The sequence below is a fragment of the Nonomuraea sp. NPDC050556 genome (assembly GCF_044457355.1).
Lineage (GTDB): Bacteria > Actinomycetota > Actinomycetes > Streptosporangiales > Streptosporangiaceae > Nonomuraea.
Map to the genome: position 1 here is coordinate 586,975 of NZ_JBITGU010000005.1, position 23,821 is coordinate 610,795.

The 23,821-nt window shown below is 68.3% G+C and carries 26 protein-coding genes; 14 read left to right on the top strand and 12 right to left on the bottom strand.

Annotation, left to right across the window (positions count from 1 at the left end; all coding sequences use genetic code 11):
• Positions 1-159: 159 nt before the first annotated feature.
• From ACIBG8_RS45050 to ACIBG8_RS45070, 5 genes are read right to left on the bottom strand one after another with little or no spacing between them, the layout of a single operon-like run.
• Complete coding sequence (locus ACIBG8_RS45050; protein ID WP_397349425.1) at positions 160-930, bottom strand: ABC transporter ATP-binding protein; 771 nt, start codon at positions 928-930, stop codon at positions 160-162.
• Positions 927-1,937 carry a FecCD family ABC transporter permease gene (locus ACIBG8_RS45055; RefSeq protein ID WP_397349426.1) on the bottom strand — a complete coding sequence of 337 codons (1,011 nt, stop codon included), beginning with the start codon at positions 1,935-1,937 and terminating at the stop codon, positions 927-929. The genes ACIBG8_RS45050 and ACIBG8_RS45055 overlap by 4 nt, the downstream gene beginning before the upstream one ends.
• Positions 1,934-2,962 (bottom strand): ABC transporter substrate-binding protein, encoded by a 1,029-nt coding sequence (locus ACIBG8_RS45060; protein WP_397349427.1) that lies wholly within the window; start codon positions 2,960-2,962, stop codon positions 1,934-1,936. Before ACIBG8_RS45060 ends, ACIBG8_RS45055 begins: the two co-directional genes overlap by 4 nt.
• Positions 2,963-2,985: 23 nt before the next feature.
• The gene (locus ACIBG8_RS45065) at positions 2,986-3,528 is read right to left on the bottom strand and encodes an MFS transporter (RefSeq protein WP_397349428.1); all 543 of its coding nucleotides are present in this window, start codon (positions 3,526-3,528) and stop codon (positions 2,986-2,988) included.
• A gap of 15 nt (positions 3,529-3,543) precedes the next feature.
• Complete coding sequence (locus tag ACIBG8_RS45070) at positions 3,544-4,083, bottom strand: TetR family transcriptional regulator (protein ID WP_397349429.1); 540 nt, start codon at positions 4,081-4,083, stop codon at positions 3,544-3,546.
• A gap of 57 nt (positions 4,084-4,140) precedes the next feature.
• On the opposite strand from ACIBG8_RS45070, the gene ACIBG8_RS45075 reads away from it, so the two are divergent.
• The 3 genes from ACIBG8_RS45075 to ACIBG8_RS45085 are packed head-to-tail and all read left to right on the top strand — an operon-like array spanning position 4,141 to position 6,839.
• Positions 4,141-6,021 carry a fumarylacetoacetate hydrolase family protein gene (locus ACIBG8_RS45075; RefSeq protein ID WP_397349430.1) on the top strand — a complete coding sequence of 627 codons (1,881 nt, stop codon included), beginning with the start codon at positions 4,141-4,143 and terminating at the stop codon, positions 6,019-6,021.
• Entirely contained in the window at positions 6,018-6,566 is a 549-nt protein-coding gene (locus ACIBG8_RS45080; RefSeq protein WP_397349431.1) for a DUF2867 domain-containing protein, read from the top strand. Before ACIBG8_RS45075 ends, ACIBG8_RS45080 begins: the two co-directional genes overlap by 4 nt.
• Before the next feature lie 6 nt (positions 6,567-6,572).
• Positions 6,573-6,839, top strand: coding sequence for a GlsB/YeaQ/YmgE family stress response membrane protein (locus ACIBG8_RS45085; RefSeq protein WP_397349432.1), 267 nt, complete (start codon positions 6,573-6,575; stop codon positions 6,837-6,839).
• Positions 6,840-6,843: 4 nt separating this feature from the next.
• Here the strand turns inward: ACIBG8_RS45085 and ACIBG8_RS45090 are convergent, their stop codons facing one another.
• Positions 6,844-7,212 carry a DUF5655 domain-containing protein gene (locus ACIBG8_RS45090; protein WP_397349433.1) on the bottom strand — a complete coding sequence of 123 codons (369 nt, stop codon included), beginning with the start codon at positions 7,210-7,212 and terminating at the stop codon, positions 6,844-6,846.
• 47 nt (positions 7,213-7,259) lie between these two features.
• On the opposite strand from ACIBG8_RS45090, the gene ACIBG8_RS45095 reads away from it, so the two are divergent.
• Positions 7,260-7,727, top strand: a complete 468-nt coding sequence (locus ACIBG8_RS45095; protein WP_397349434.1) for a GNAT family N-acetyltransferase — start codon at positions 7,260-7,262, stop codon at positions 7,725-7,727.
• Positions 7,728-7,743: 16 nt separating this feature from the next.
• On the opposite strand, the gene ACIBG8_RS45100 is transcribed toward ACIBG8_RS45095, so the two are convergent.
• The 4 genes from ACIBG8_RS45100 to ACIBG8_RS45115 all read right to left on the bottom strand — a co-directional run bounded on the left by ACIBG8_RS45100 (position 7,744) and on the right by ACIBG8_RS45115 (position 11,384).
• Positions 7,744-8,685 (bottom strand): cation diffusion facilitator family transporter, encoded by a 942-nt coding sequence (locus tag ACIBG8_RS45100; protein WP_397349435.1) that lies wholly within the window; start codon positions 8,683-8,685, stop codon positions 7,744-7,746.
• 2 nt (positions 8,686-8,687) lie between these two features.
• The gene (locus ACIBG8_RS45105; RefSeq protein WP_397349436.1) at positions 8,688-9,083 is read right to left on the bottom strand and encodes an ArsR/SmtB family transcription factor; all 396 of its coding nucleotides are present in this window, start codon (positions 9,081-9,083) and stop codon (positions 8,688-8,690) included.
• A 14-nt stretch (positions 9,084-9,097) separates the two neighbouring features.
• The gene (locus tag ACIBG8_RS45110) at positions 9,098-10,315 is read right to left on the bottom strand and encodes a hypothetical protein (protein WP_397349437.1); all 1,218 of its coding nucleotides are present in this window, start codon (positions 10,313-10,315) and stop codon (positions 9,098-9,100) included.
• A gap of 109 nt (positions 10,316-10,424) precedes the next feature.
• Positions 10,425-11,384: an SDR family NAD(P)-dependent oxidoreductase gene (locus tag ACIBG8_RS45115; RefSeq protein WP_397349438.1), complete on the bottom strand. Its 960-nt coding sequence runs from the start codon at positions 11,382-11,384 to the stop codon at positions 10,425-10,427.
• Positions 11,385-11,499: 115 nt separating this feature from the next.
• Here ACIBG8_RS45115 and ACIBG8_RS45120 point away from each other — a divergent pair, with 115 nt between their 5' ends.
• Complete coding sequence (locus tag ACIBG8_RS45120) at positions 11,500-12,081, top strand: TetR/AcrR family transcriptional regulator (RefSeq protein WP_397349439.1); 582 nt, start codon at positions 11,500-11,502, stop codon at positions 12,079-12,081.
• Between the two features lie 45 nt (positions 12,082-12,126).
• On the opposite strand, the gene ACIBG8_RS45125 is transcribed toward ACIBG8_RS45120, so the two are convergent.
• Positions 12,127-12,447, bottom strand: a complete 321-nt coding sequence (locus ACIBG8_RS45125) for a plasmid stabilization protein (protein WP_397349440.1) — start codon at positions 12,445-12,447, stop codon at positions 12,127-12,129.
• Between the two features lie 136 nt (positions 12,448-12,583).
• Between ACIBG8_RS45125 and ACIBG8_RS45130 the strand changes: the two genes are divergently transcribed.
• The 3 genes from ACIBG8_RS45130 (at position 12,584) to ACIBG8_RS45140 (ending at position 16,186) form a co-directional block, all read left to right on the top strand.
• The gene (locus ACIBG8_RS45130) at positions 12,584-13,012 is read left to right on the top strand and encodes an EF-hand domain-containing protein (RefSeq protein WP_397349441.1); all 429 of its coding nucleotides are present in this window, start codon (positions 12,584-12,586) and stop codon (positions 13,010-13,012) included.
• Positions 13,013-14,243: 1,231 nt separating this feature from the next.
• The gene (locus ACIBG8_RS45135; protein WP_397349742.1) at positions 14,244-14,519 is read left to right on the top strand and encodes a MerR family transcriptional regulator; all 276 of its coding nucleotides are present in this window, start codon (positions 14,244-14,246) and stop codon (positions 14,517-14,519) included.
• Positions 14,520-15,100: 581 nt separating this feature from the next.
• Positions 15,101-16,186, top strand: a complete 1,086-nt coding sequence (locus ACIBG8_RS45140; protein ID WP_397349442.1) for an AI-2E family transporter — start codon at positions 15,101-15,103, stop codon at positions 16,184-16,186.
• Positions 16,187-16,567: 381 nt separating this feature from the next.
• On the opposite strand, the gene ACIBG8_RS45145 is transcribed toward ACIBG8_RS45140, so the two are convergent.
• A complete protein-coding gene (locus ACIBG8_RS45145) occupies positions 16,568-17,629 on the bottom strand; it encodes an ROK family protein (RefSeq protein ID WP_397349443.1) in 1,062 nt (353 codons plus the stop codon).
• Between the two features lie 207 nt (positions 17,630-17,836).
• Here ACIBG8_RS45145 and ACIBG8_RS45150 point away from each other — a divergent pair, with 207 nt between their 5' ends.
• From ACIBG8_RS45150 to ACIBG8_RS45175, 6 genes are all read left to right on the top strand, one after another.
• Positions 17,837-19,420, top strand: a complete 1,584-nt coding sequence (locus ACIBG8_RS45150) for an alpha-amylase family glycosyl hydrolase (protein WP_397349444.1) — start codon at positions 17,837-17,839, stop codon at positions 19,418-19,420.
• A gap of 42 nt (positions 19,421-19,462) precedes the next feature.
• The gene (locus ACIBG8_RS45155; RefSeq protein ID WP_397349445.1) at positions 19,463-20,767 is read left to right on the top strand and encodes an ABC transporter substrate-binding protein; all 1,305 of its coding nucleotides are present in this window, start codon (positions 19,463-19,465) and stop codon (positions 20,765-20,767) included.
• Positions 20,768-20,926: 159 nt separating this feature from the next.
• The gene (locus ACIBG8_RS45160; RefSeq protein ID WP_397349446.1) at positions 20,927-21,820 is read left to right on the top strand and encodes a carbohydrate ABC transporter permease; all 894 of its coding nucleotides are present in this window, start codon (positions 20,927-20,929) and stop codon (positions 21,818-21,820) included.
• Positions 21,817-22,650 (top strand): carbohydrate ABC transporter permease, encoded by an 834-nt coding sequence (locus ACIBG8_RS45165; RefSeq protein WP_397349447.1) that lies wholly within the window; start codon positions 21,817-21,819, stop codon positions 22,648-22,650. The genes ACIBG8_RS45160 and ACIBG8_RS45165 overlap by 4 nt, the downstream gene beginning before the upstream one ends.
• A 5-nt stretch (positions 22,651-22,655) precedes the next feature.
• Positions 22,656-23,348 (top strand): Gfo/Idh/MocA family protein, encoded by a 693-nt coding sequence (locus ACIBG8_RS45170; RefSeq protein ID WP_397349448.1) that lies wholly within the window; start codon positions 22,656-22,658, stop codon positions 23,346-23,348.
• A 25-nt stretch (positions 23,349-23,373) separates the two neighbouring features.
• Positions 23,374-23,742: a hypothetical protein gene (locus ACIBG8_RS45175; protein ID WP_397349449.1), complete on the top strand. Its 369-nt coding sequence runs from the start codon at positions 23,374-23,376 to the stop codon at positions 23,740-23,742.
• Positions 23,743-23,821 lie beyond the last annotated feature (79 nt).

A 23,821-nucleotide genomic window follows, 5' to 3' on the forward strand; every position in this document is an offset into this window, starting at 1 on the left:
GCGGGGCACCCGGGGAAGAGGGCGGGGCATGGGGCCAAGGGCGAGCGCGCGGAGGGGCGCGCGTGCGCGCGATGGAAGGGCGTGCGGGCGTGAGGGGAGGGGTGTCGGGCGCCGTGACGGCGTCCTGCCACCCCATCGGATGGCAGGACGTCGTGCCCTCTAAAGGGTCGTGTGGTCGAAGGCGATCAGGACGCCGCCGGTCAGGGGGTGCGTCACCACCTCCGTCCTCACGCCGAAGACCTCGGCCAGCAACGATGAGGTCAGCACGTCGGCAGGTGCGCCCGACGCCACGATCCGCCCGCCACACAGCACGTGCAGCCGGTCACAAACCGCCGCCGCCGCGTTGAGGTCGTGCAACGCGGCCAGCGTCGTCGTCCCCTGCCTCCGCAACAACGACAGCAACTCCACCTGATGCCGCACATCCAGGTGATTGGTGGGTTCGTCGAGGACGAGCACCCGAGGCTCCTGAGCCAGCGCCCGAGCCAGCAACACCCGCTGCCGCTCACCCCCCGACAACCCGCTGAACGACCGCCGCGCCAACCCCTCCAGCCCGACCTGACGCAACGCGGACCCGACCACCTCCCTGTCACGCTCGTCATCCCGCGCGAAAGCCGTCTTGTACGGCGTCCGCCCCATGGAAACCACCTCAGCCACGGTCAGCTCGAACTCAGCCGACCGCTCCTGAGGCAACGCCGCCACCACCCGGGCGGTGGCAGCGGGCGGTTGCGACCACAGGGAATCGCCATCGAGCAAAACCCGGCCAGCCGCCGGACGCAGATGCCGGTAGACAGTACGCAGCAGCGTGGACTTCCCACTGCCGTTGGGCCCCACCAGCCCGGCGATCTCCCCTTCCTCCACGAGCAGCCCCACGTCGGACACCACCCGGTTGCCCGCCAGCTCCACGGACACAGCCTCGATACCGAGCCTCATCTACGCTCCAGCCGCCGGTCGAGCAGGTACAGGAACAACGGCGCCCCGATCAGCGCGGTGACGATCCCGATCGGGATCTCCTCAGGCTCGAGAGCAGTACGCGCCACGACGTCCACGGCGACCAGCAACACCGCCCCGGTCAGCGCCGACAGCGGCAGCAACCTGCGGTACTCCGTACCGGCAAGCAGCCTGACCACGTGCGGAACCATCAGCCCGACGAACCCGATCGCACCGGACACCGCGACCATGAGCGCGGTGAGCGCGCTGGTCACTACGAACAGCTCCCGCCGCAACCGCGCCACGTCGATCCCCAGGCTCGCCGCCGTCTCGTCGCCCATGAGCAACGCGTTGAGCGCCCGCGACCGCGCCAGCAGCACGATCAGACCAACAGCCACACCGATGGCGGGCAGCCACAACAACCGCCACTCCGCCCCGCCGAGGCTGCCGAGCATCCAGAAGAGGATGCCCTTGGTCTGCTGCTCGTCGTCGGCCTGCAGCACGACGTAGCTGGTCAGGCCGGTGAGCAGCTGCCCGACGGCCACGCCGCCGAGCACCAGCCGCATCGGCGCGTACCCACCGCCCCTTCTGGCGATCACCCAGACCAGCCCGAAGGCGATCAGCGCCCCGGCGAACGCCGCCGTCGGCAGGCCGATCCCGGCCAGCGCTCCGGCTCCGCCGTACACGATGATCGTGACGGCGCCGAGCGAGGCGCCTGACGAGATCCCCAGGAGGTAGGGGTCGGCGAGCGGGTTGCGGACCAGCGCCTGCGTGACGGCCCCGACCACGCCCAGCCCCGCGCCCACGACGGCGGCGAGCAGGGCGCGCGGGAGCCGTACCTGCCAGACGACGATCTCCTCGTTGGGCGCCCAGCCGACCGCGCCCAGGCCGGTGAGCTTGTGCAGGACGATGCCCCACACGGTGCCGACCGGGAGGTCGAGCGGCCCGAGGGAGACGGCCAGCGTCAGGGCCAGGGCGAGCGCGAGCACCAGGAGGCCCGCGACCCTCATCGGACGCGGTCCGGGTAGAGCGCGGCGGCGATCTGGCGCACGGTGTCGGCGTTGCGCACGCCGCCCGTGGTGGTCACCTCGGAACGGATCCGCAGGAACCTGCGCGCCTTGACGGCCTTGAGGTCGCGGGTGGCGGCGAACGTCGACAGGAACGTCTCCGCCTCGGCGAACGCCCGCTGGTCCGCCGCCGCGTCGCCGCGGTTGCGTATGCCGAGCTGGATCCAGTCCGGGTCGCGCTTGACGACCTCCTCCCAGCCGGTCTTGGTGAAGTCGCCGTCGCAGTCGGCGAACGCGTTGCGCGCCCCGGCCAGGGTGTAGACGGCGTTGGCCACCTGCCGGTTGCACGGCGTCGTCGGCGCGTCGGTGCCCGCGTCGAAGTCGAAGAAGAACACCGTGGGGCGTTCCGCCTCAGGCACGTCCTTCACCGCCTTGCCCACCTCGGCGAGCGTGGTGTTCATCCCGGCTATGACCTGTTCTGCCTGCCTGAGACGGCCCGTGATCGCGCCGAGCCGGGTGATGTCGCCTTCGAGGACGGTCAGGTCGGTCTGCGGCCCGTTCATCGCGGCGGCGCAGGCGGTGGAGCGCAGCAGGAACTTCCTGATCCCCACCTGGGCCAGCTGCTCCGGGGTGGCGACGTCGTCCATTCCGGCCAGCGCGCCCCAGGCCTCGACGTAGGTGTCCGCGCCGGAGCCGAGGAGCTGCTCGCGGCTGATCCCCAGCATGGATCCGCCCGAGGCGTCGCCGCCCAGGGACGGGATCCTCTCAGCGGAGAACTGTGCGGGCAGCTCGCCCTTGCCGGGCGGGAATCCGGTGCCGATGACGAGGTCCTGCGCGCCGAGCCAGAGGAGGATCTCGAGCCCCGCCGCGTTGCTGGTGACGATCTTCCTGGCGGGCTGGTCGAAGGAGGTGACCCGGCCGGTGCAGTCGGGCACCTGGACCGCGTTGGGGGAGGTGGTGGCGGGAGGTGCGCAGGCGACCAGGAGGGCGGCTGCTAAGGGAATGAGGGCATGCGAAATACGCGACATGTGGATTTCTCCAGGATTGTGAATCAGCCAGCTTGGTTGCGAACCGCCACAATCAGGAGAGGAGGACCCCGCCGCACCACCACGTGACGCAGGGGCATGGGGAACGTGCGAGCCTGGACAGGCCAGTACGGCGGCCAGGGCTCCACGAGCGTGTGGAAAAGCACCACCAGCAGCCGCAGGCCCTGCCGCAGCAACGCCCACAGGGCGCGCTCTCCGCGAGCCAGCCACAACGCGGTCATCACGATCGCCCAGCCGTGCGCCAGGAACATCCCCACACCAGGGGAGCCGTGATGCGTGGAGAGCGATGCGACCTCGACCGGGCACATCGCGCCGAACAGCAGGTGCAGCCCGCCCTGCGTCAGGGCGAGCACCGGAAGGATCAAGCGGAGCGAACGCTCACGCCAGGCGAGCCAGAATCCGGCACCGAACGTGATCGCCAGACCGATCGCCAGGGCGTCGGCGTGCACCATGCCGCCGCCCAGCAGGTGGGCCAGGGACGCGAGCGCGAGGCACACGACGGCGAACACCGCCGCGCGCGCGACACGCAAGATCCAGATCCCGCCCATGACAGCGGAATGCTCTCATATGCCCATGACGCCCCTCAGCGCGACCAGCGCCTCCTGGGGGTCGACCCGGTCGGGTGCGAGCAGCCACTGCAGGTGGACGCCGATCCCGGCGCCGACGATCGCGACCGCCAGCGCCTCGGCGGACACCCCCGGCGGCAGCGGCTGCCGTTCCAGCCATCGCCTGCAGTGGTCGCGCAGCGTGGTGTGGATCTCCACGTAGCGGCTCTGGATCGGTGAGTCCGGCTCCAGCGCCTCCACCAGGAGGGTGACGAAGAGCCTGGTGGTGGGTTGCGTGAACAGCGCCCCCAGCCCCTCGATCCCCGCCTCCTGCGGCATGCCCGCCCTGAGCCGGTCCACCGACCTTTCGAGTACGGCCAGCAGCAGCCCCTCCTTGCTGCCGAAGTGCCACGGGATCGACCCCCTGCTGATCCCCGACCGCTCGGCCACGTCGGCGAACGTGGTCTGCCGGTATCCGCGCTCGGCGAACAGCTCGGCCGCCGCGTTGAGGATCAGCTCGCGGCTCTCACCGCTGGTCTGCTCTCGTCGTGTTGTCACGCCACCTCCTTCTGTGCTAGCAATCATATTCTATGCTGGCCAACACAGGAGGTCATCTTGCGACTCATCACCTTCGACGCCGACCGCGTCGGAGTCCTGCGCGGCGACCAGGTCCACGCGTTCCCCCGCGGCACGGCCCTGATCGACCTGCTCCCCTCGTTGTCCCAGGTGAGCGTCCCCGACGAGGCCATCCCACGAGCCGACGTCACCCTGAACGCGCCCGTCCCCCGGCCGCCGTCGATCCGCGACTGCCTGTGCTTCCTCGACCACATGCGTGGCTGCCTCAGGGCCATGGGCGGCACGGGCGCGCTGGAGCCGACCTGGTACCAGATCCCCGCCTTCTACTTCGGCAACCCGGCGACCGTCATCGGTCCCCACGACGACGTCCCGATCTCCCCCGGCAGCGCCTGGTTCGACTTCGAGCTGGAGATCGGCGCGGTGATCGGCAAGCCTGGCCGCGACCTGACCCCGGAACAGGCGGGCGAGCACATCGCCGGATACACCCTGCTCTGCGACTGGAGCGCCCGCGACCTGCAGCACCTGGAGAGCCAGCTCAAGATCGGCCAGGCGAAGGGCAAGGACGGGGCGACCACGCTCGGCCCGTGGCTGGTCACGCCGGACGAGCTGCCCTTCGGCCCGGACGGCAGGCTCGCGATCCAGGTGCGGGCCGAGGTCAACGGCGCGCTCGTCGGTGAGGGCCGCACCGACGCCATGGACTGGACCTTCGCCGAGGTCGTCTCCTACGCCTCGCGCGGCGTGGAGCTGCAGCCGGGCGACGTGTTCGGCTCGGGTACGGTCCCCGGCTGCTGCCTCATCGAGCATCTCTCCTTCGCCGACCTGGGCGCGTTTCGCGGGTGGCTGAAGGACGGCGACGTGGTGACGTTGCGTGCCGAGGGGCTGGGCGAGGTGCGGCAGACCGTCCGGGCGAGTACGGCTCCGCACCCGCTCGCCGCCAGGACCGACCCGGCGGCGAAACCACGCAGGGCGCGGGTCAACCCGGCCGGGCCGTACCGGAGAGGGTTGCACGAGGTCGGCGACGGGGTGTGGGCGTGGCTGCTGCCCGACGGCGGCTACGGCAGGAGCAACGCCGGGCTCGTCGCGGGCGACGGCGCCTCGCTGCTCGTCGACACGCTCTACGACCTGCCGCTCACCGCCGAGATGCTGGACGCCCTGCGCAACGTCACCGACCGGCATCCGATCGGCCACGCCGTACTCACCCATGCCAACGGCGACCACACACACGGCGGCCAGCTGCTGCCCGGCTCGGCGCGGGTCGTCGCCGCCGAGGGGACGGCGCACGAGATGCGCACCGAGATGGCGCCGGAGCTGACGGCCGCGCTGCAGATCATGGACCTCGGGCCGGTGCTCACCCCCTACCTGCGCAGCCGCTTCGGGCCGTTCGACTTCGGCGGCATCCGGCTGCGCGAACCCGACCAGACCTTCCAGAAGCGGCTCACCCTCGACGTCGGCGGCCGCGAGGTGCACCTGCTCGACCTCGGGCCGGCGCACACCGAGGCGGACACCGTGGTGCACGTCCCGGACGCCGGGGTGCTCTTCGCCGGGGACCTGCTGTTCATCGGGTGCACGCCGATCGTGTGGGGCGGGCCGATCGCCAACTGGATCGCCGCCTGCGACACCATGCTCGGCCTCGGCGCGACCACCGTCGTGCCCGGCCACGGGCCGGTGACGGACGCCTCGGGCATCGAGGCCGTGCGCGGCTACCTCAGCCACGTCGCCCAGCAGGCCGACGAGGCGCACGAGAAGGGCCTGGACGTCAAGGAGGCCGCGTTCTGCCTCGACCTGGGCGAGTACCGCGACTGGCTGGACGCGGAACGGGTCGTGGTCAACGTCTACCAGCGGTATCGCGAGATCGACCCCGCCACTCCGGAACTCGACCGGATGGCCCTGTTCGCAATGATGGCGGAGTGGGACGCATGAGACTGCACAAGACCGCGCACACCTCGCAGCCCTGGCGCATCCACGCGCTGGCCCCCGACTTCAAGGTCGAGGACGTCTGGGCGCTGCCCACGCCGGGCAGCCCCGGCGACCTCGCGCGGCTGGTGGACCAGTTCACCAGCGGCCCGGGGAACTTCAGCGGCGCCACCAAGGCGCTCTTCGCGCTCCGCTGGAGGCTCGGCGAGCTCTTCGGCTGGGACTCAGCGGAGCCCCGCACCTTCCGCGACCGGCTCCCCGCTGACCTGCGCGACTCCCGTGGGCCCGACCCGCGCGCCGTCCCGATGAGGTCGGTCTACCTGACCGAGACCGAATGGGTGGCCGAGATCTCCAACCGGACCGTGCACGCGCTCATGCACATCGGCTGGGTCGGCGACCACGCGCAGATGGCGGTGCTGGTGAAGCCGAACGGGTTGTTCGGCACGCTCTACATGGCCGCGATCATGCCGTTCCGCTACCTCGTCGTGTATCCGGCACTGATGCGCATGATCGGCCGCGGCTGGAACCAAACGCGGCAAAACGATCGTTGAGCAAATGTGGAAATCACCGGAATCGTCACCGCCATCATCATCGGCATCGCGATCGGGGCACTCGGCAGGCTGGTCATCCCCGGCCGCCAGCACCTGCCCATCTGGCTGACCATCGTGATCGGCATAGCCGCCGCCCTGGTCGGCACGGCCATCGCCAGCGTCCTGGGCGTCGCTGACACTCGGGGGATCGACTGGATCGAGCTCGCCATCCAGGTCGGACTGGCCGCCCTGGGCGTCTCCCTGACCGAGGGCCTGTACGGCAGGCGAAGGTAACCGCTCAGAGGTGTGCGCCCACGCCCACGGCGTACGCCTCACGGACCAGCTCGGCGAACGTCTCGTCGAGCTCCGCCGGGTCGGTGATCCGGAACGCGTGGACGAAGAGGCGCTTCGTATAGGGGCTCACGCTCGTGATGCGCGGATCGTCCACCGGGCGCTGGAGGTCGAGATAGCCCCTGATCCCCCGAAGATCGGGCTTGGCCCCGGCGAACCCGCGCCTGGCGGCCTTGAAGGTGATCGTGGTCTTGCTCACCGAGCAGGTGAACGGGCCGCACTCCTCCACGAGCGCCACGAAGCGCCGGTAGAGGTCGACGGAGCTGGCGGGCTTGTTGTCGAGGTGGTCGTCGATCGTCCAGACGCTTGACTCCATGCCCGCCAAACTAACGCCCTTCACCGACAGAACCGTAAGGTCCTTCCATGACGAACAGCCTCCATCTTGCTCCCATCACCCCCGCCAACATCGACCTCGCGCTGGCGGTGAAGGTCCGCCCCGACCAGGACCGGTTCGTGTCGTCCGTGACGAAATCGCTGGCCGAGGCCTACGTGCACCAGAGCATCGCGTGGCCGAGGCTCATCCTCGACGGGGATCAGGCGGTGGGCTTCCTCATGGCCTTCCTCGACATCGACTGGAACAGCAAGGGCACCGACTTCAGGTCCGGCCTGTGGCGGCTCAACGTGGTGCCGGACGCGCAGAAGCGCGGCATCGGCCGCTTCGCCGTGTCGTCGGTGGCCGACGAGATCAGGCGGCGTGGCGGGACGCGGATGTACGTCACGTGGGAGCCCGGCGACGACGGCCCGGAGAACTTCTACCTCAAGCTCGGATTCCAGCTCACCGGCGAGACGAGCGGCGGCCAGACGGTCGGAGTGCTGGACCTGAGTGACTAGCGTCTCTCCGGCGTCCTCAGTACGCGGGACCGTGCGAGTCCGCGCAGTGCGCCTCGGTCTGGCCGATCTTCAGCAGCTCCGGGCTGGCGTGGTCGACCTGCATCGTGGTGTGCTCGATGCCGTACTCGTCGTGGACGAGCCGCTCGGCCGCGACCCGTACGGCGTGGCAGTCGGCGCCAGGGCTGACCAGGATGTGCGCCGAGAGCGCGACATATCCCGAAGTGACCTCCCAGATGTGCAGGTCGTGCACCTCGACCACGTCCTTGAGGTCCGCCGCCTTGCGCCCGATCTCGGCGGGGTTCATCCCGGCGGGAGCCGCCTCCATGAAGACCCGGCCCGCGTCGCGGACCAGCCCCCACCCGGCCTTGAGCATCAGCGCGGCGACCACGAGGGCGGCGACCGCGTCCGCCCTGGCCCAGCCGGTGAGCCAGACGACCAGACCGGCGACCGTGGTGGCGATGAAGGCGAACAGGTCGTTGAGAATGTGCTGGTAGGCGCCCTCGACGTTGAGGCTGGACCGGTCCGCCTTGCGCAGCAGCCAGGTGGCGAGGAGGTTGACGGCGATCCCGGCCAGCCCGGTGATCACCACGAACAGCCCCTCGACCTCGGGCGGGACGATCAGGCGCCGGATGCCCTCGTAGATGAAGTAGGCGCTGAGCAGCAGCAGGGTGATGCCGTTGACCTGGGCGGAGACAATCTCGGCCCGCTTGAGCCCGTAGGTGAAGCCGCCCTGCGGCGGGCGGGCCGCGATCCGCATGGCGATCAGCGCGAACAGGATCGCCGCAGCGTCGGTGAGCATGTGCCCGGCGTCGGAGATCAGCGCCAGCGACTGGGCGATGACGCCGATGACGACCTCGATCGCCATGAACCCCACGATCAGCGCCAGCGCCCCGGTCAGGTAGCGCCGGTCGGCGTCCGCGCTGACCGCGTGACCGTGCCCGTGGCCGTGTTCAGCCATGATCACTCCGTTCCCTCGTGGCCCATGTGGGTGATCGCCAGGTCGAAGAGCATCCGCACGTGGGAGTCCGCGAGGCGGTAGTAGGCCATGCGGCCGGCCCGCCGTACGGTCACCACGCGGTTGGCCCGCAGCAGGCGCAGCGCGTGCGAGGCGGCGGACATGCTCTGGCCGGTGGCGGCGGCGAGATCGCACACGCACATCTCGCCGCCTTCCAGCAGCGCGGAGAGCAGGCGCAGCCGCCCGGGGTCGGCCAGCAGCGCGAAGACCTGCGCGAGATCCTGCACGACCCCTTCCGAGGGCATCGTCCCGCGCACGGCGGCCACCCGCTCGGCGTCCACGACGGAGGTGGAACACCCGTCGGGCGTGAGCGGCACTACAACGTTTGAACGATCGTTCACATATAGGAGTGTAGCTAGTCCTCGTGGAGTCCGTCAGGGTCGCAGTAGTCGATTTTGTCGGTGGGCTTGAAGTTGGCCACGATGATCTCGCGCTTGAAGATGCCGGTCTTGGGGACGTCCTCGGCCGAGGCCTCGTAGGTGAACTGCTGCATGGTCCGCAACGACGTGCCGCCGATCACGACCGGCCTGCGGACCAGGTAGATCGCCGCGAACGGGCAGCAGTAGTAGCTGCCGAACGGCCGCCCGCCCCCGTCGCTCGCGAAGGTGATGGACCCGTCGCGGAAGGCCGCGTCGATCTCCGCCTGGATCCGCAGCGTGGCCGCGGGATCGGGGTCGAACTCCCACATCTCCTTGATCGCCTGGCGGGCGCGCGGGTCGGCCTGCCACACGTCGCGCTTCTGCGGGTCCGTGAGGCACCACGGGTCGAAGTTGCGCGAGTTCATGACCGGCACAGGGCCGGGCTGTACGGCGGGCTGAGCCGACGGGCCGCGGTATGCGGCGATGAGCTGCGGCATGGCGATGAGCTGGCCGAGGTGGTAGTAGCTCTCCAGCGCCCGCTGCAGCCGCTGCTCGATCGCCTCGTGCATGCGCGGCGCCGGGTCGGTGTCCAGCAGCCCCTCGGCGTAGTCGGAGGCGGTCGCCGCCTCGGCCGCGAGCTGGCGCAGCCGCTGCAGGTCGGCGCTGTGCTGCGCGGCGTCGGTGACCGTCTGCTCGAACACGCCGAGCGCCACTTCCGCGTGCTGGCGGACCGCGCGCGAGGCGGCCAGCATGCCGTGCAGGTGCGGCAGCGGGCACGGCGCCGCCTCGGCCCACTCGGGCAGGTCGGCGGGGAGTTGCACCTCCTTGCCGACGAGGTAGCCGGGGTTGCCCGCCGACTGCCTGGCCCTGGACACCCAGCCCTCGACCTGGTCGAAGCAGGCGGAGACCTGGCGGTTGGTGACGTCGGGCACGTAGCCGACGGTGCCCGGGTCGGCGGCGTAGTCGGCGTCGAGCAGGTGCTCGCCGATCGACTGCAGCACGAAGGCGTTCCAGATGCAGAGCAGCTGGCCGGCTGTGGCCTGCGGGCCGTGCCACAGGTTCACCCCGTCCTGGGCCAGTTGCCTGCGTAACGCCTCCGCTCGGTCGAGCTCGGTGTACACGAACCCGCCCGCCCGTCGGTAGGCCTCCAGCTCGTCGGCCCGCACCTCGCCCTTGAAGGCCGCGGCCATCCTCGTCATCAGCGTCGGCTTCATGCGTATCCCCTTCGCCCCGTTTTGATCACCGCAGCCTAATCGCCGGGACCCCTGACAACCATCCCTCCCTGGCGGTGAGAGGCCTTGCGCGGCAGCGGGAAAGCCATGATCAGCCGCCGGGGAAGCCGGGCGGCATGTTCATGGGACCGCCACCGAACGGCGCCCCGCCGACCAGGACGGTCGAGCCTGCCATGTAGGAGAACTCCTCGGTCGCCAGCGAGACCACGGACCTGGCGATCTCCTCCGCCGAGGCCATCCGGTGCAGGCCGGGGGCGTTGCGCGGACCCCAGGCGCGCTTGAACGCCTCCCACACCGCGTCGGGCAGGGACGACGGGCGTACCAGCGCGGTGTCGGTCGTCCCCGGGGCGATGGCGTTGATCCTGATCCCCTGAGGGCCGTAGTCCATGGAGGCCGCCTCCACGATGCCCTTGATCGCCTGCTTGCTGGAGGTGTACGCCACGCCCCCTGGCCGCCGGGACTCCGAGGCGGTGCAGATGATCACGCCGCCGTTCTTCAGCAGGTGCGGGACCTCGTACTTGATGGACAGGAAGACGCCTCTGGCGTTGGTGTCCTGCACATCGGTCCAGTCCTGGAGGGTCATCTCGTGCAGGGGCGCCGACTTGGTGATCCCTGCGTTGTTGAAGGCGACGTCCAGCCGTCCGTAGGCGCTGACCGTCTCGTCCACGAACCGGCGCAGTTGCTCGGGGTCGCGCACGTCGGCCTGCTGGTAGCGGGCCGTCCCACCGGCCTTGCGGATGTCCTGCTCCACCTTGCGGCCCAGCTCGGCCCGCCGTCCGCAGAAGCCGACCTTCGCCCCCTCGGCCGCGAACGCCTTCGCCGTGGCCTCACCGATGCCCGACGTGGCCCCGGTGATCAGGACGACCTTGCCGTCGAAGCGGCCGCGCGGGGCGGCCGGGGGTGGCGCGCTGGTGGGGGCGCCGGTGAGGTACGGCGGGACGGCCACGGCACCGGCGAGTCCCGCCGCTCCGGCTGCAGCGGCGGCCAGCCCGAAGAAGGCCCTCCGGCCGCGCCGTACTCCGCCACCCTGGTCCTCCGTCTGCTCGACCATGTCCAATGCCTCTCCAACGAAACGGTACGTAACGTAATGCCAGGGAAGCATGGCACACGGCCTGATCAACCGCAACACGTTACGTTTCGTCACGTTGGGGGCTAGGATCGAGCTCATGACGAGGACCGCCGACCCATCCCGCCGCAGCGAGCGCTCCCGGGTGGCGATCCTGCGCGCAGCCCTGGAGCTGTGCCGCGAGCAGGGCTTCGGCGGCGTGACGATCGAGAAGATCGCGGCCAGGGCCGGTGTCGGCAAGCCGACGATCTACCGGTGGTGGCCGTCCAAGCACGCGGTGATCCTCGACGCGTTCATGGAGCACATCGCGGCGGAACTCACCTTCCCGGAGACCGGCGATCATCTGGAGGACCTGCGCGGGTGGCTGCATTCCATCGCCGGAGTGCTCGCCGACCCCGCCGTGGGACCGCTCATCGCCGGCGTCGTGGGGGCCGCGCAGTACGATCCGGCCCTGGCCAAGGAGTTTCACGAGCGCGTCTACGTACCGACCAGGGAGACGACCGTCGCCCGGGTCCGGCGCATCCAGGACGAGGGGCGAATGCCCGACCTCTCCCCCGACACGCTGGCCGACCTGGTCACCGGCCCCATCTGGTTCCGCCTGCTGGTCGCCGGCGACCTACCCGGCCGCGACTACGTCGACACCGTCCTGGCAGCCGTGACCTCCCAGGCTCAGAACACCTGAAAAGATCTCTCCTCTCTGGGGCTCTGGACGCTCTCGAGGTGCGGGTCAGTGCAGCGCCTTCTCCAGTTGGGCCTTGGTCATCTTGGAGCGGCCCTTGATGCCGCGGCGCTTGGCTTCTGCGTACAGCTGCTCCTTGGTCCTGCCGCCCGCGCCCGAGTGCGAGCGCAGGCCGCCGCGCCGCGATGAGGAGATGTCCTGGGTCGAGGTACGGCTGGCCGTCTTCGACTCCCCCGCGCGCGCCCGTTCCTTGTTCACCGTGCGAGCCGCGATCTCGGTCGCCCGCTCCTCGCCGACGCCGCGCTTGCGTGCGCTCTCCTTGATGTGCTCGTACTGCCGTTCCCGTTTCGGACTCGATCCCCGAGGCATGTCGAACTCCTTCCGATCATCTGTCCTGGTCCACCACCTGCCCCACAGGTGTCCAGGCATGCGCTACCCCGTCCCCGACGCGTCACCCGTTTCCGGCTCGCGCCCGGGGTAGATGACGGGAGGAAGGAGATTTTCGATGATGTACGGCTCAGCCCAGGCGATAGCGGACGCGTTCGACATGTTCGACAGCGACAACGACGGCCTCCTGTCGAAGGAGGAGGTCACGCTCGGCCTGTGCCTGCTCGCCCAGCGGGTGAGCGAGGACGACGTCGACTTCCTCATCGACCTGTGCGACGGTGACGGCGACGGGCAGTTGTCCCGCGAGGAGTTCTCCCACCTGCGGCAGATGGCTCCGGCCCCGTATTACGGCGGCGAGCCGATGTTCACCACCTTCGAGAGCCATTTCATCGACCCAGGCGCCTTCTGCCGCTATCTGCGCAGGCACGGCATCACGGTGTCGTTGACGGCGACCCGCGACTTCCTCCGCAACATCCACCCGAACCGCGACCCAGCCCTGTCCCGCGGCCTCTACGCCCAGTTCGTCAACGCCTACCGAACTTCCTGAACCCTGCATCACGTCACACTGCCCTCACATCGGGGATACCTCCAGCCGATGCAGGCACGAAAGAGGCCAGTTGCCGGCGATCGTCGGGCTGATGGTCAGCGGCCTGCTCACCTCGACCACCTCCCGGCTCGTGCAAGGCGGAGATCAGGTCGCCCTCGAGATCTGGGACCCGAACGGCTGGCACAGCTGACCAGCACGGCGCCCTGCCTCGCCGCCTCAGAACCGGCCGGATCAACACGGTCCGCCCGATCGTTCCGACGCGGGGTCCTGCGCACCGGTACGCCAAAACCCTCTTCCCTCCCCGCCTGAAAATCTACAGTGGCCAAGGTAGACATTCGCGGTTGGTGTGGGTAGTGTTTCTGACATCGCAAGGAACGGATCCATGAGGGCGGCGCACGAGATACCAGCGTCACGAGGAGTCGCCCGGACGAGCGTGGATAGCAGGACCGTAGAAGTGATGGGCGGAAGGTCGGACGTGCCGGGGCCGGCAGGACTGGTTAGGGGCCCTGGTCGTGGACGCGCCGCCGTAGTGAAGACGGCACGAACAGGTTGTTGGCAGAAGGTCGGACGTGGCAGGGCCAGTAGTCGAACAGGGCCCCGACGCGTGGACGCGCTGCTTCAGCAAGACCGCAGTACGAAGTGATCGGCAGAAGGTCGGACGTGCCGGGGCCAGCAGAGCTGGTGAAGGGTCCTGGTCGTGGACGCGCTGCCGGAGCGGCCCTCAGGGGTCGTGGCATGAGGTAAATGCAAGGGTTCACAGATAACCGAAGGGAGTGTTGAACGCCATCAGGATCGCCCGTCGCCGGTGGAGTTTCGCCGCACGGGTACCGCAGTTCCACAGATGGGAAGGTGGTCTCCGGTCACGCTTACGCGATCCCCGCATCCCCGCCTCCTGGCGGCTGATGCGGAAACGGCAAGTCGGCCTCCGGGCCGGTAGATGGTGTAACACAACCTAGTTGCGGGCCCCGGCGCATGAAGGCGCCGGGGCCCTTCACGGCGTTCGGGAAGGTCCATGGATCAAACACGGAACGGTCCGGCCATCGAGCCGGGCAGCACGCTGCGCCGCAAGGCCGCCACCTCCACACTCGCCTCCAGCGCCGCCTACGGCGACAAAGCCGGAGCCAGACTCCGTCCGCCCGCGCCCCAGGCGCCCGCCGAGGCAGAGCCGCAGGCACCGGGACAGGCCGGGGCGGAGGCCAGATTCGACGATGAGGACTACCCCGCTTACAGCATGGGCCGGGCCGCGGAGCTCCTCGGGGTCAGCGCCGCGTTCCTGCGCAGCCTGGGCGCCGCCAAACTGATCGAGCCGCAGCGCTCCGAGGGCGGGCACCGCCGCTACTCCCGCTACCAGCTGCGTCTGGCCGCCAGGGCCCGCGAGCTGGTAAATGCGGGCACCGCATTGGAAGCCGCCTGCCGCATCATCATCCTGGAAGACCAGCTCGCCGAAGCCCTGCGCATCAACGCCGAGCTCCGAGCCGGCCCCAGCGACGCCAAGACCACCTCGTAATCCCGGCACGCGAACGGGCGGCGTCGGCAGCGACGATCTGGTGAGGTACGGCTCGCAGAAAGCAGAGCCGGGGCCAGTGTCCGCGAGCACATCTGCACGAGCACCCAACGACGGTCGGTTCCGATCTCGGCGTGCTGGACGGCATTGGTGACCAGCACCGAAGCAGCCAGTACGACGAGGTCGAGGGCGGCGTGATCGCGACCGACCCGCCCGGTCACCGTCCTACGCGTCTGGCGCGGAGCGCAGGCCTTGCGAGCCAGCTCTGCTATTCCTGTCCATGAACGCAGTCGATGGCCATCGAGATCAAATGTGGGATTGAGACCCCTGCGAGCTCTCCAGAGCTTGCAGTTTCAATGCCTTTTATGGGGCAGCCTTTACCGCCATTCATCCGACAGGTTGTCGCTTTGATGTGTGGCGGGGGTCACGCTCCATTCACCCTCAGCTCCTTAAGGCTATGCCTCTCCAATTTTCTTGGCTCGGAGTCTCAAATCGGGCCTACCACTGACCGGTGGGGCAGGTAGCCCTGTATGGATTCCCCTCAGGAGCGCCTATTGCGGTTGGTGCCTCCGGCCCTCGCGAGGATGGCCGTGTGGTGTGCGTGTCTGATCGTCATCGGCTTCGTGGCCAATTACGTTTTCGGCTTCGTGGCGACGATGCGCATCCTCGCCTTGCCGATCGCGGTCGCCCTGCTGCTGACCGCCCTGCTGTTCCCGCTCACCCGGCACCTGCGCGCCTCGGGGCTGCGATCGATCTACGCCACCTGGATCACCGTGCTCGTCGCCCTCGCCATCCTGGGCGGGACGGGCTGGATCATCGGCGCCCGGGCCAACGAAGAGTTCCCCGGCCTGGTGACACAGGTCAGGCAGACTGCCAAGACGGTGGAGGAATGGCTCTACACCGGCCCTCTGCACCTGGAGCCGATCCAGCTCAGCCGCTGGGTGGACGAGTTCGCCAAGCTGATCACCGAACGGCAGCAGCAGATCACCTCGACGGTCCTCGCGGGCACGGTAGTGGTGATCGAGGTTCTGGCCTCGATCGTGCTCATGCTGTTCGTGACGTTCTTCCTGCTCAAGGACGGTGACCGGATCTGGTCGTGGTTCCTCAAGGGGTTCGGCCAGATGGCGCCGCGGGTCGACCGGGCGGGGCGGACCGCCTGGGCCACGCTGTCGCACTACGTGCAGGGTACGGTGGCCGTGGCCGCGGTGCACGGCGTGCTCATGGGGCTGGTGCTGGCCATCATGGGTGTTCCGCTGTGGGCGGCGCTCGCCGTACTGATCTTCTTGGCCAGCTTCGTCCCGATCGTCGGCATCCTGTTCGCGGGTGCGGTCGCGACGCTGGTCACGCTCGGCGCGAAGGGCCCTGTCTACGCGCTGATCTTCATCGGCATCCTGATCGTGGAGCAGCAGCTGGAGAACCACGTGCTCCAGCCACTGATCGTCGGCCGGGTGCTGCACTTCCACCCACTGGCGATCATCATCGTGCTGGCCGTCGGCGGCATCCTGGCCGGGATCGCCGGCGCGATCGTGGCCGTGCCGATCACCGCCATCCTCTACCGGGCCGTGCCCGAGCTCTTCAAAGACGATCCGATCCCCCTCCCGGCAGGACCGGTACCAGAACCACCGGCGCAGGACGTTGCTCCTGAGAAGGAACCCGGGCAGCAGGACTGAGGAGCTCGCGGGCACGCCCGAGACGAGGGGCGCAGTCCGTCTGGTCATCTCTTCTCCCTCGCGGTAGGCAGGGTCGACAGCGACCACCACACCCCCGGACTCGTCGGTGAGCATCCGCTTGACCTCCACACGCGTGGTCCCACCAGTGATCTCTCCCATGCACTCGGGCAGAACGAAGATCTCACCGTGCCCCCGGAAGGCTCCCGGAACCGTGAGCACCATGTTCCACCCAAGCCGAACACGACGACTCCGACCCCGGCACGTGGGGCAAACCCACCAGGGCACCTGGCACCGGCACGTGCGCACCTGCCATGAGGAGCAGCTGCGGGCCCTGCCAACGGTTGCGGAAGGAGCGGTGCCGTGGCCCGGCCGTCTCTCGGCTCATGGGGTGATGAACAGCTGGGCCTCAAGGTGGTCAAGGGCTTGGCGGACGGCCCCGAGGGCGACGTTCTGTTCGCCAAGGCACGAGGCCTGGACTGGGATGGAGAACAAGCAGAGTTCGTCCAGTCGGCGTTTGAGAGGCTCGAGGAGAGTGTTGCCTGCTTGGGACAGGCCGCCGCCGATGACGATCTTGTCGGGGTCGAAGAGGAGAGTGGAAGCGGCGATGCCGGTGGCCAGATCGTCGATGAAGGCGGGGTCGTCGACGGGTTTACCGGCGGCCAGCGCGTCGCGGGCCTCGTACCAGCGGACCGCTCTGAGGACTCCGATTTCTCCGGCGGCACCGTGGCGGCCTTCGCGGACGCGGCCGTCGATGAGGATGCCGACGGAAATCTGATGGCCGGCCAGTATGTAGACGACGTCCGAGGCGTCTCCGGCGATGCCGCGCCAGTGTTCGGCGAGCGCGCCGAGGTTGGCGTCGTTGCCGATGAGTACGGGGCCCGATGCGAGGCCCAATAGTTCCTCCCGGACGTTGACGTTCGCCCAATCGGGTAGGGCGGGGGAACGGACGACGATTCCGGTGTCGGGGTCGACGGGGCCGGTGGTGCCGACGCCGACGGCCAGCAGATCGACCAGGCGGACCGATGCGGATCGAGCGGCGCGCTTGAGAGCGGTTCGAGCGGCTTGGACGCGCTCGGCTTTGCTGTGATCGGCGGACACCTCGATGCGGTGGCTGCCGCGGATGGTGCCGACCAGGTCCGTGCACAGCGCCAGAACCTTGTGGATTCCGATGTCGACGCCGACCACGTACCCGTACTCGGCGCGGAATCGGTATCGCTTGGCGGGTCGGCCCACGGGCCGCGGCGCGTCTGGATCCGGGACGATCTCGGCGAGGAGCTCACGCTCTATCAGCTCGTCGACGGCGTCCTCGGCCGACGGGCGGGAGATGGCCGCCCGGTGGGCGATCTCGGTGAGGGTGAGGCCCTCCGGCGAGCCGCCCCCACGAGGATCGGCCGCCTCGGCATGGATCACGCGAAGGGCCGCGACGGTGGTGGCGCGGCTCAACGGCGCCCCATACCAGTGCTGGGGAGCACCCTCAGTCATTGATCTTTTCTCCAACCTCTTGACGCCGTGCCACCCGGGTGCAAACATCCTATCGCTTCCACATTATTAATACCATCAGGATAATTAATTCAAGGTCACGAGGCTGAAACCTCCAGGTGGCGGCTGCCTCCTGACGGGCTCCTCGTCCAATGAAAGGCTTGAGTCCACATGCTCCAGTCCAGTGAGGCGCTGTCCTGGCTCACCGACTCGGTCCTGTACCAGATCTATCCGCAGTCGTTCTCCGACTCGAACGGCGACGGCGTCGGCGATCTTGCAGGGGTCACCGAGCGCCTGGACTACCTGGCCTGGCTGGGCGTCGACGCCGTCTGGCTCAGCCCGTGCTTCGCTTCGGAGTTCGGCGACGCGGGCTACGACGTGACGGACTACCTGAGCATCGCCTCGCGCTACGGCACCAACGAGGACGCGGCAGTCATGATCGAGAAGGCGCGGAGCCGCGGCATCCGGGTCATCCTCGACCTGGTGCCGGGCCACACTTCGCATCGCCACCCGTGGTTTCAGGAGTCGGCGAACACCCCTGGCGATCATCGATACATCTGGTCGGACCGTATCTCCACGCCGATGCGTGAGTGGATCCCGAACCAGGGCGCGCGCGGCGGTTTCTACCGGGCCAACTTCTATCCGATCCAGCCTGCCCTGAACTACGGCTACGCCCGCACGAACGAGGCCGAGCCGTGGCGGCAGCCGGTGGACGCCGAAGGCCCGCGTGCCAACCGGGCCGCGTTGCAGGAGATCATGAGCTTCTGGTTCGAACGAGGTGTGTCCGGGTTCCGGGTGGACATGGCCTATTCCCTGGTCAAAGACGATCCCGGCCAGATCGAAACCAGCCGGCTGTGGGCACAGATTCGCCGGTGGGCCGACCGTTTCCACCCCGACCGTGCGTTGCTGGCTGAGTGGGGCAACCCGAGGATCTCCATTCCAGCGGGCTTCCACTCCGACTTCTTCCTGCATTTCGACGGCCCCGCGCTGCGGTCGCTGTGGGACAACAGTGCGGGAAGCCAGGGCCCGTGGACCGACGGCCAGCCGTGCTATTTCGACCCCGACGGCAAGGGCTCGATGCATACGTTCCTGGCCGAGTGGCAGGACGCCGAAGCGGAGACCGGCGGTCGCGGGCTGATCGCACTGCCCACGTCCAACCACGACTTCTCGCGCCTAACCTGTGGTCCCCGCACCCGTGACATGGTCGCGCCGGCCTTCGCGTTCCAGCTGACCTGGCCTTCGTTGCCGGTGATCTACTACGGCGACGAGATCGGCATGCGGTACGTGCCGGGCCTTCCGGACAAGGAAGGCAGCCAGCTGGACACCCAGGCCCGGCAGGGCTCGCGCACTCCGATGCAGTGGGACGACAGCCCGAACGCCGGCTTCTCCACTGCTCCCCCGGAGACCTTGTACCTGCCGATCGACCCGGAATCCGACCGTCCGACGGTATCGGCGGCCAAGGCCGATGAACAGTCGCTGCTGCACCAGGTCCGCCGGCTGATCGAGCTACGCAAACAGACCCCCGACCTGAGCCCTGACGCCCCAGTGCGGGTGCTTCACCAGGACTACCCCTTCGTCTACAGCCGCGGAGTCAGTCATCTGGTCGTGATCAATGGTCGGCAGTCCCCAGTTGCCGTGTCAGTCGAAGACCTCAAGGGCGCTGTACCCGTGGTCGTGCACGGAGTCGAAGTGATCGACGGAGAGGTCCGGGCCGCCGGTTTCTCCTACGGGATCTATCGCTTGACCCAGCCCTAGCGGACTGGATCTCCCTCACCCCACCTCACCAGGAGAAACACCATGATGGATCGTCGCAGATTCCTCGCTTTGGGTGCGGCCGTCACAGCCCTGGCACTCAGCGCCGCCTGCGCCGCCGGCGGCGGGAGCAACGAGCCGAAGAGCAGCGGCGGCGAGGTCGAGCTGTCGTTCCTGACCTTCGAGACTCCCAACCTCAACGCCGCCTACTGGGACGCCGCCATAGCGCGGGCTTCTTCCAAGGTGCCCGGCGTAAGGATCAAGAAGCTCGTGTCGCCGATCGTCGACCGGACGTCCTACGTCAAGCAGCTGGACGCCTCCGGGCAGATGCCCGACATCATGCCCGCGATCGCCGTCGCCGGGTTCGCCCAGGCCGGCAAGCTCGCCGACTTCACGCCGGAGGAGCTGACTCCGTTCGTCTCGCCCCAGTCCAACGCGATCGGCGGCAAGATCTACCAGCTGCCCTACAACACCCAGACCGTCCCGATGGTCTATTACAACAAGGGCCTGTTCGCCGAGGCAGGCATCACCGCCGAGCCGAAGACGTACGCCGAGTTCCTCGAGGTCAACGCGAAGCTCAAGGCCAAGGGCATCAACCCGATCGTGCTGGGTGGCGGTGGCAAGGACACCTGGGCCGACATGTACCCGCTGACCGCCACGGTCGCCACCGAGGTCTACAAGGGCAACCCGAACTGGCTGGCCGACCGCGTCGCGGGAAAGACCACCTTCGCCGGCGACCCCGCCTTCATCAGGGCCGTCGAGAAGGTCGTCGATCTGGCCAGGAAGGGCTACATCGACCCGGCAGGGCTGAGCCGCTCCTACCCCGACACCGAAAAGGCCTTCCTGGACGCCAAGGGCGCCATGTACCCGATGGGTTCCTGGTTCCCGGCGGCCGCCGACAGCAAGAAGCCCGGCTTCGAGATCGGCGTGTTCCCGTGGCCCACTGATGACGGCTCCCTGGTCATGCCCGCCTACACCGGTGGCGGCCTGAGCGTCAGCTCCAAAGCCAAGGATGTGACGCTGGCCAAGAAGTGGGCGCTGGCCTTCCAGACCGACAAGGAGAACCTGGACGCCATCGTCAAGGGCGACGGCGCGATCATTGCGATCAAGGGCTATCAGCCCCCGGCCGACATGGGCCCGGTCTACAAGGCCACCGCCGAGATCTATGACCGGGCTCTCAGCCAGAACGCCATCACCACCGCCTTCTCCCAGGAGAACGGTGACGCGGCTTTGCTGCCCGGCCTGGCCGACAAGGCCGCCCTCGGCGTACAGGACCTGATCACCGGTAAGAAGACCGCCGCCCAGTTCGCCGCCTTCCTCGACAAAGAGTGGGACAAGGCCAAGCAGTAGCTCCATGACGTCGTGCCCGGTGTCCGGAACAGGACGCCGGGCGCCACCCCAGGAAGGAGCGCCGCCTTGACGGCGACACGACCTCGACTCCAGGCGGCCGCGAACCCGGTACGGCGACCGCACACTCCGCATAAACGAAGGCGAACCAGCAGGCCGTCGTTGATCGGCCTCGGCCGCTTCGGTCTGTTCGGACTACCGTCGCTGGCACTGTACGCCTGCGTGGTCCTGATCCCGATCGGGATCTCGGTCTACTACAGCTTGACCAATCGCAACCCGTTCCGTCCGCCCACTCAGTGGGTCGGGGCGCGCAACTACCAGAACCTGGCCACCGACCCGGACTTCTGGAAGGTCCTCACCAACACGATCATCATCACGATCGTCGTGACGATCGTCGTGACGATCGTCGTGACGATCGCCGCGAACGTCATCGGGCTGGCGATCGCGGTCCTGCTGGACCGGCGAGGCTGGTTCTACAACGCCCTGCGCGGCGTGTTCTTCACCCCGGTCATCCTCAGCGGCGTCGTGGTCAGCGTCATCTGGCAGGCCATCCTCACCGACGACGGCCTGCTCAACTCGACCCTGCGTCAGATCGGCGTCGACCATCCGCCGGGCTGGCTGTCCGATCCAGACATCGCCCTCTACACCCTGTGCTGGATCATCACGTGGCAGTTGATCGGCTTCTGCGTCGTGGTCTACCTGGCGGGCCTCCAAGGCATCCCGACCGAACTCCACGAGGCCGCAGCCGTCGACGGCGCCGGACCCGTCGAACGCTTCCGGAAGATCACCTGGCCGCTCCTGGCGCCGGCGGTGACCATCAACACCGTCATGCTGCTCATCAGCACCTTCAAGATCTATGACCACGTCCAGGTCATCACCAACGGCGGCCCCGGCGACGGCACCACCAGCACCATCGCCTTCGACGTCATCCAGACCGGTCTGGTCGGCAACCGGATCGGCTACTCCTCGGCCGTCGCCGTCGTGATGCTCCTTTTCGTCGCCATCGTGTCCACTGGCGTCCTTCACCTGCTCCAGCGCCGCGAGGTGAACGCATGACCGCCAAGCAGACACACAGCTGGCTGCGGCCCACGATCGGCACCTTCGTCACCGCAGTGTTCTTCCTTCCGCTCTACCTGGTGCTCGTCAATGTCTTCAAGCCGGGCGAGGAGATCATCGACGGGCCGGCCTCGCTGCCGATCCCGCCGACCCTGGACAACATCCACGACGTGCTGTCCCGACCCGACCACCTGTTCTGGTACGGATTGATCAACAGCATCGAGGTCACCGCCATCTCCATCACCGTGCTGACCGGCCTGTCGGCGATGTGCGGCTACTACCTGGCTCGCAACCAGGGCATCGGCGCTCGGATCATGCTCGTGGTGATGCTGGCCGGGCTGATGATCCCGCCCGCGGTCATCATCGGCCCGATCACCGAGGTGCTGCGCTCCGCCGGCCTGATGACCTCCGTCGCCGGGCTCGTCCTCGTCAACGTCGGCTACTACGTCCCCTTCGGCGTCTTCGTCTTCGCTGGCTTCGTCAAGACGATCCCGATCGAGATCGAACAGGCCGCCGCCATCGACGGCGCCGGCCGTATGCGGATCTTCTGGCAGGTCGTCTTTCCGCTCCTCAGACCAGCCGCGGCCAGCGTCCTGATCTTCCTCGGCGTCTGGATCTGGAACGACTTCCTCAACCCGCTCATCATTCTCGGCCCGGCCCAGGGAACCACCGTCACCGTCGGTATCTACCGCGCCATCGGTGAACACCAGCAGGACTACGGCGCCGTATTCGCCTTGATGTTCCTGGCGAGCCTTCCCGTCCTCGTCTTCTACCTCGCCTTCCAGAGGCATTTCGTCAAAGGCCTCACCGCAGGCGCGAGCAAAGGCTGACCTCGATGACCCACATCAACCTGCGCGACCACATCGGTACCCGGCTCCAGCGTCCCGCGACGCTCGCCGTAGCCGGCGCGGGAGCACGCGGTGCCGCCTACGCCGAGCAGTATCCGGACAAGATCAGAATCGTCGCGGTGGCCGAGCCCCGGGACGCCGACCACCTCGCGCCCGCCGAGGCCTTCGCCAGCCTGGGCTACGACATCCTGCTCGAAAAGCCGATCGCGCCCACCGAAGAGGACTCCATCGCCGTCGGCGAGGCGGCCGCACGCAGTGGCTCCCTCATCGCCGTCTGTCACGTCATGCGCTATACCCCCTACACGGCAAGGCTGAGAGAGCCGCTGCCACAGATCGGTGAGATCGTCTCCGTCGAGCACCTAGAGCCGATCGGCTGGTACCACTTCGCCCACTCCTTCGTCCGCGGCAATTGGCGCCGCGAGGACGAGGCTGCCTTCGCCCTGCTGGCCAAGGCATGTCACGACATCGATTGGCTCGCCTTCGTCATCGGACGATCAGTGGAGAAGGTCTCATCCTTCAGCGGGCTCAGCCATTTCCGCCCCGAGAACAAACCTGCGGGCGCCGCCGACCGCTGTCCCAACTGCACGGTCGAGGCATCCTGCCCCTATTCGGCTCAGCGCATGTACATGGACGGTCTGCGCAAGGGGGGCACCCGAGGAGAAGGCAATGCGATCCCGTAGATCGGTTGTGACCCGAGTGGTGGCTGTGCTCCTCGGTCTTGGCTTGGTCGCCGTACCTGCAGCCTCGGCCACGCCCGTCTCCGCGGCGGATGACCTGGCCGACGACTGGAGCAGGCGGAGCGGCCTGCTGCCCGCATACGCCGGAGACCGTTGTCCAGGCCATGAGCGACATCAGCGTGAACGCCTCGACCGCCCCCGAAATCTCCGCCTCTGCCTGGGTGCATGGTCAGCGACAGGCAAACTCACCGCCACACCCACCGGAAACGGCTACGGCACCGCCGGCTACACCTTCAGCGCCGCATCCACCGGACACACCCTGACGATCACCTACCTCGTCGACGCCTCCCTTCACCCGGCCACGATGGCCACCGCCGAAGTCCAGGTCTTCAGCTGATCCCACACCCAGAACCCGACCTCGCTGAGACAGCGATGGATCCGATGCGTGGCGTCGCCACCCGCGCACTCAGGAAGAC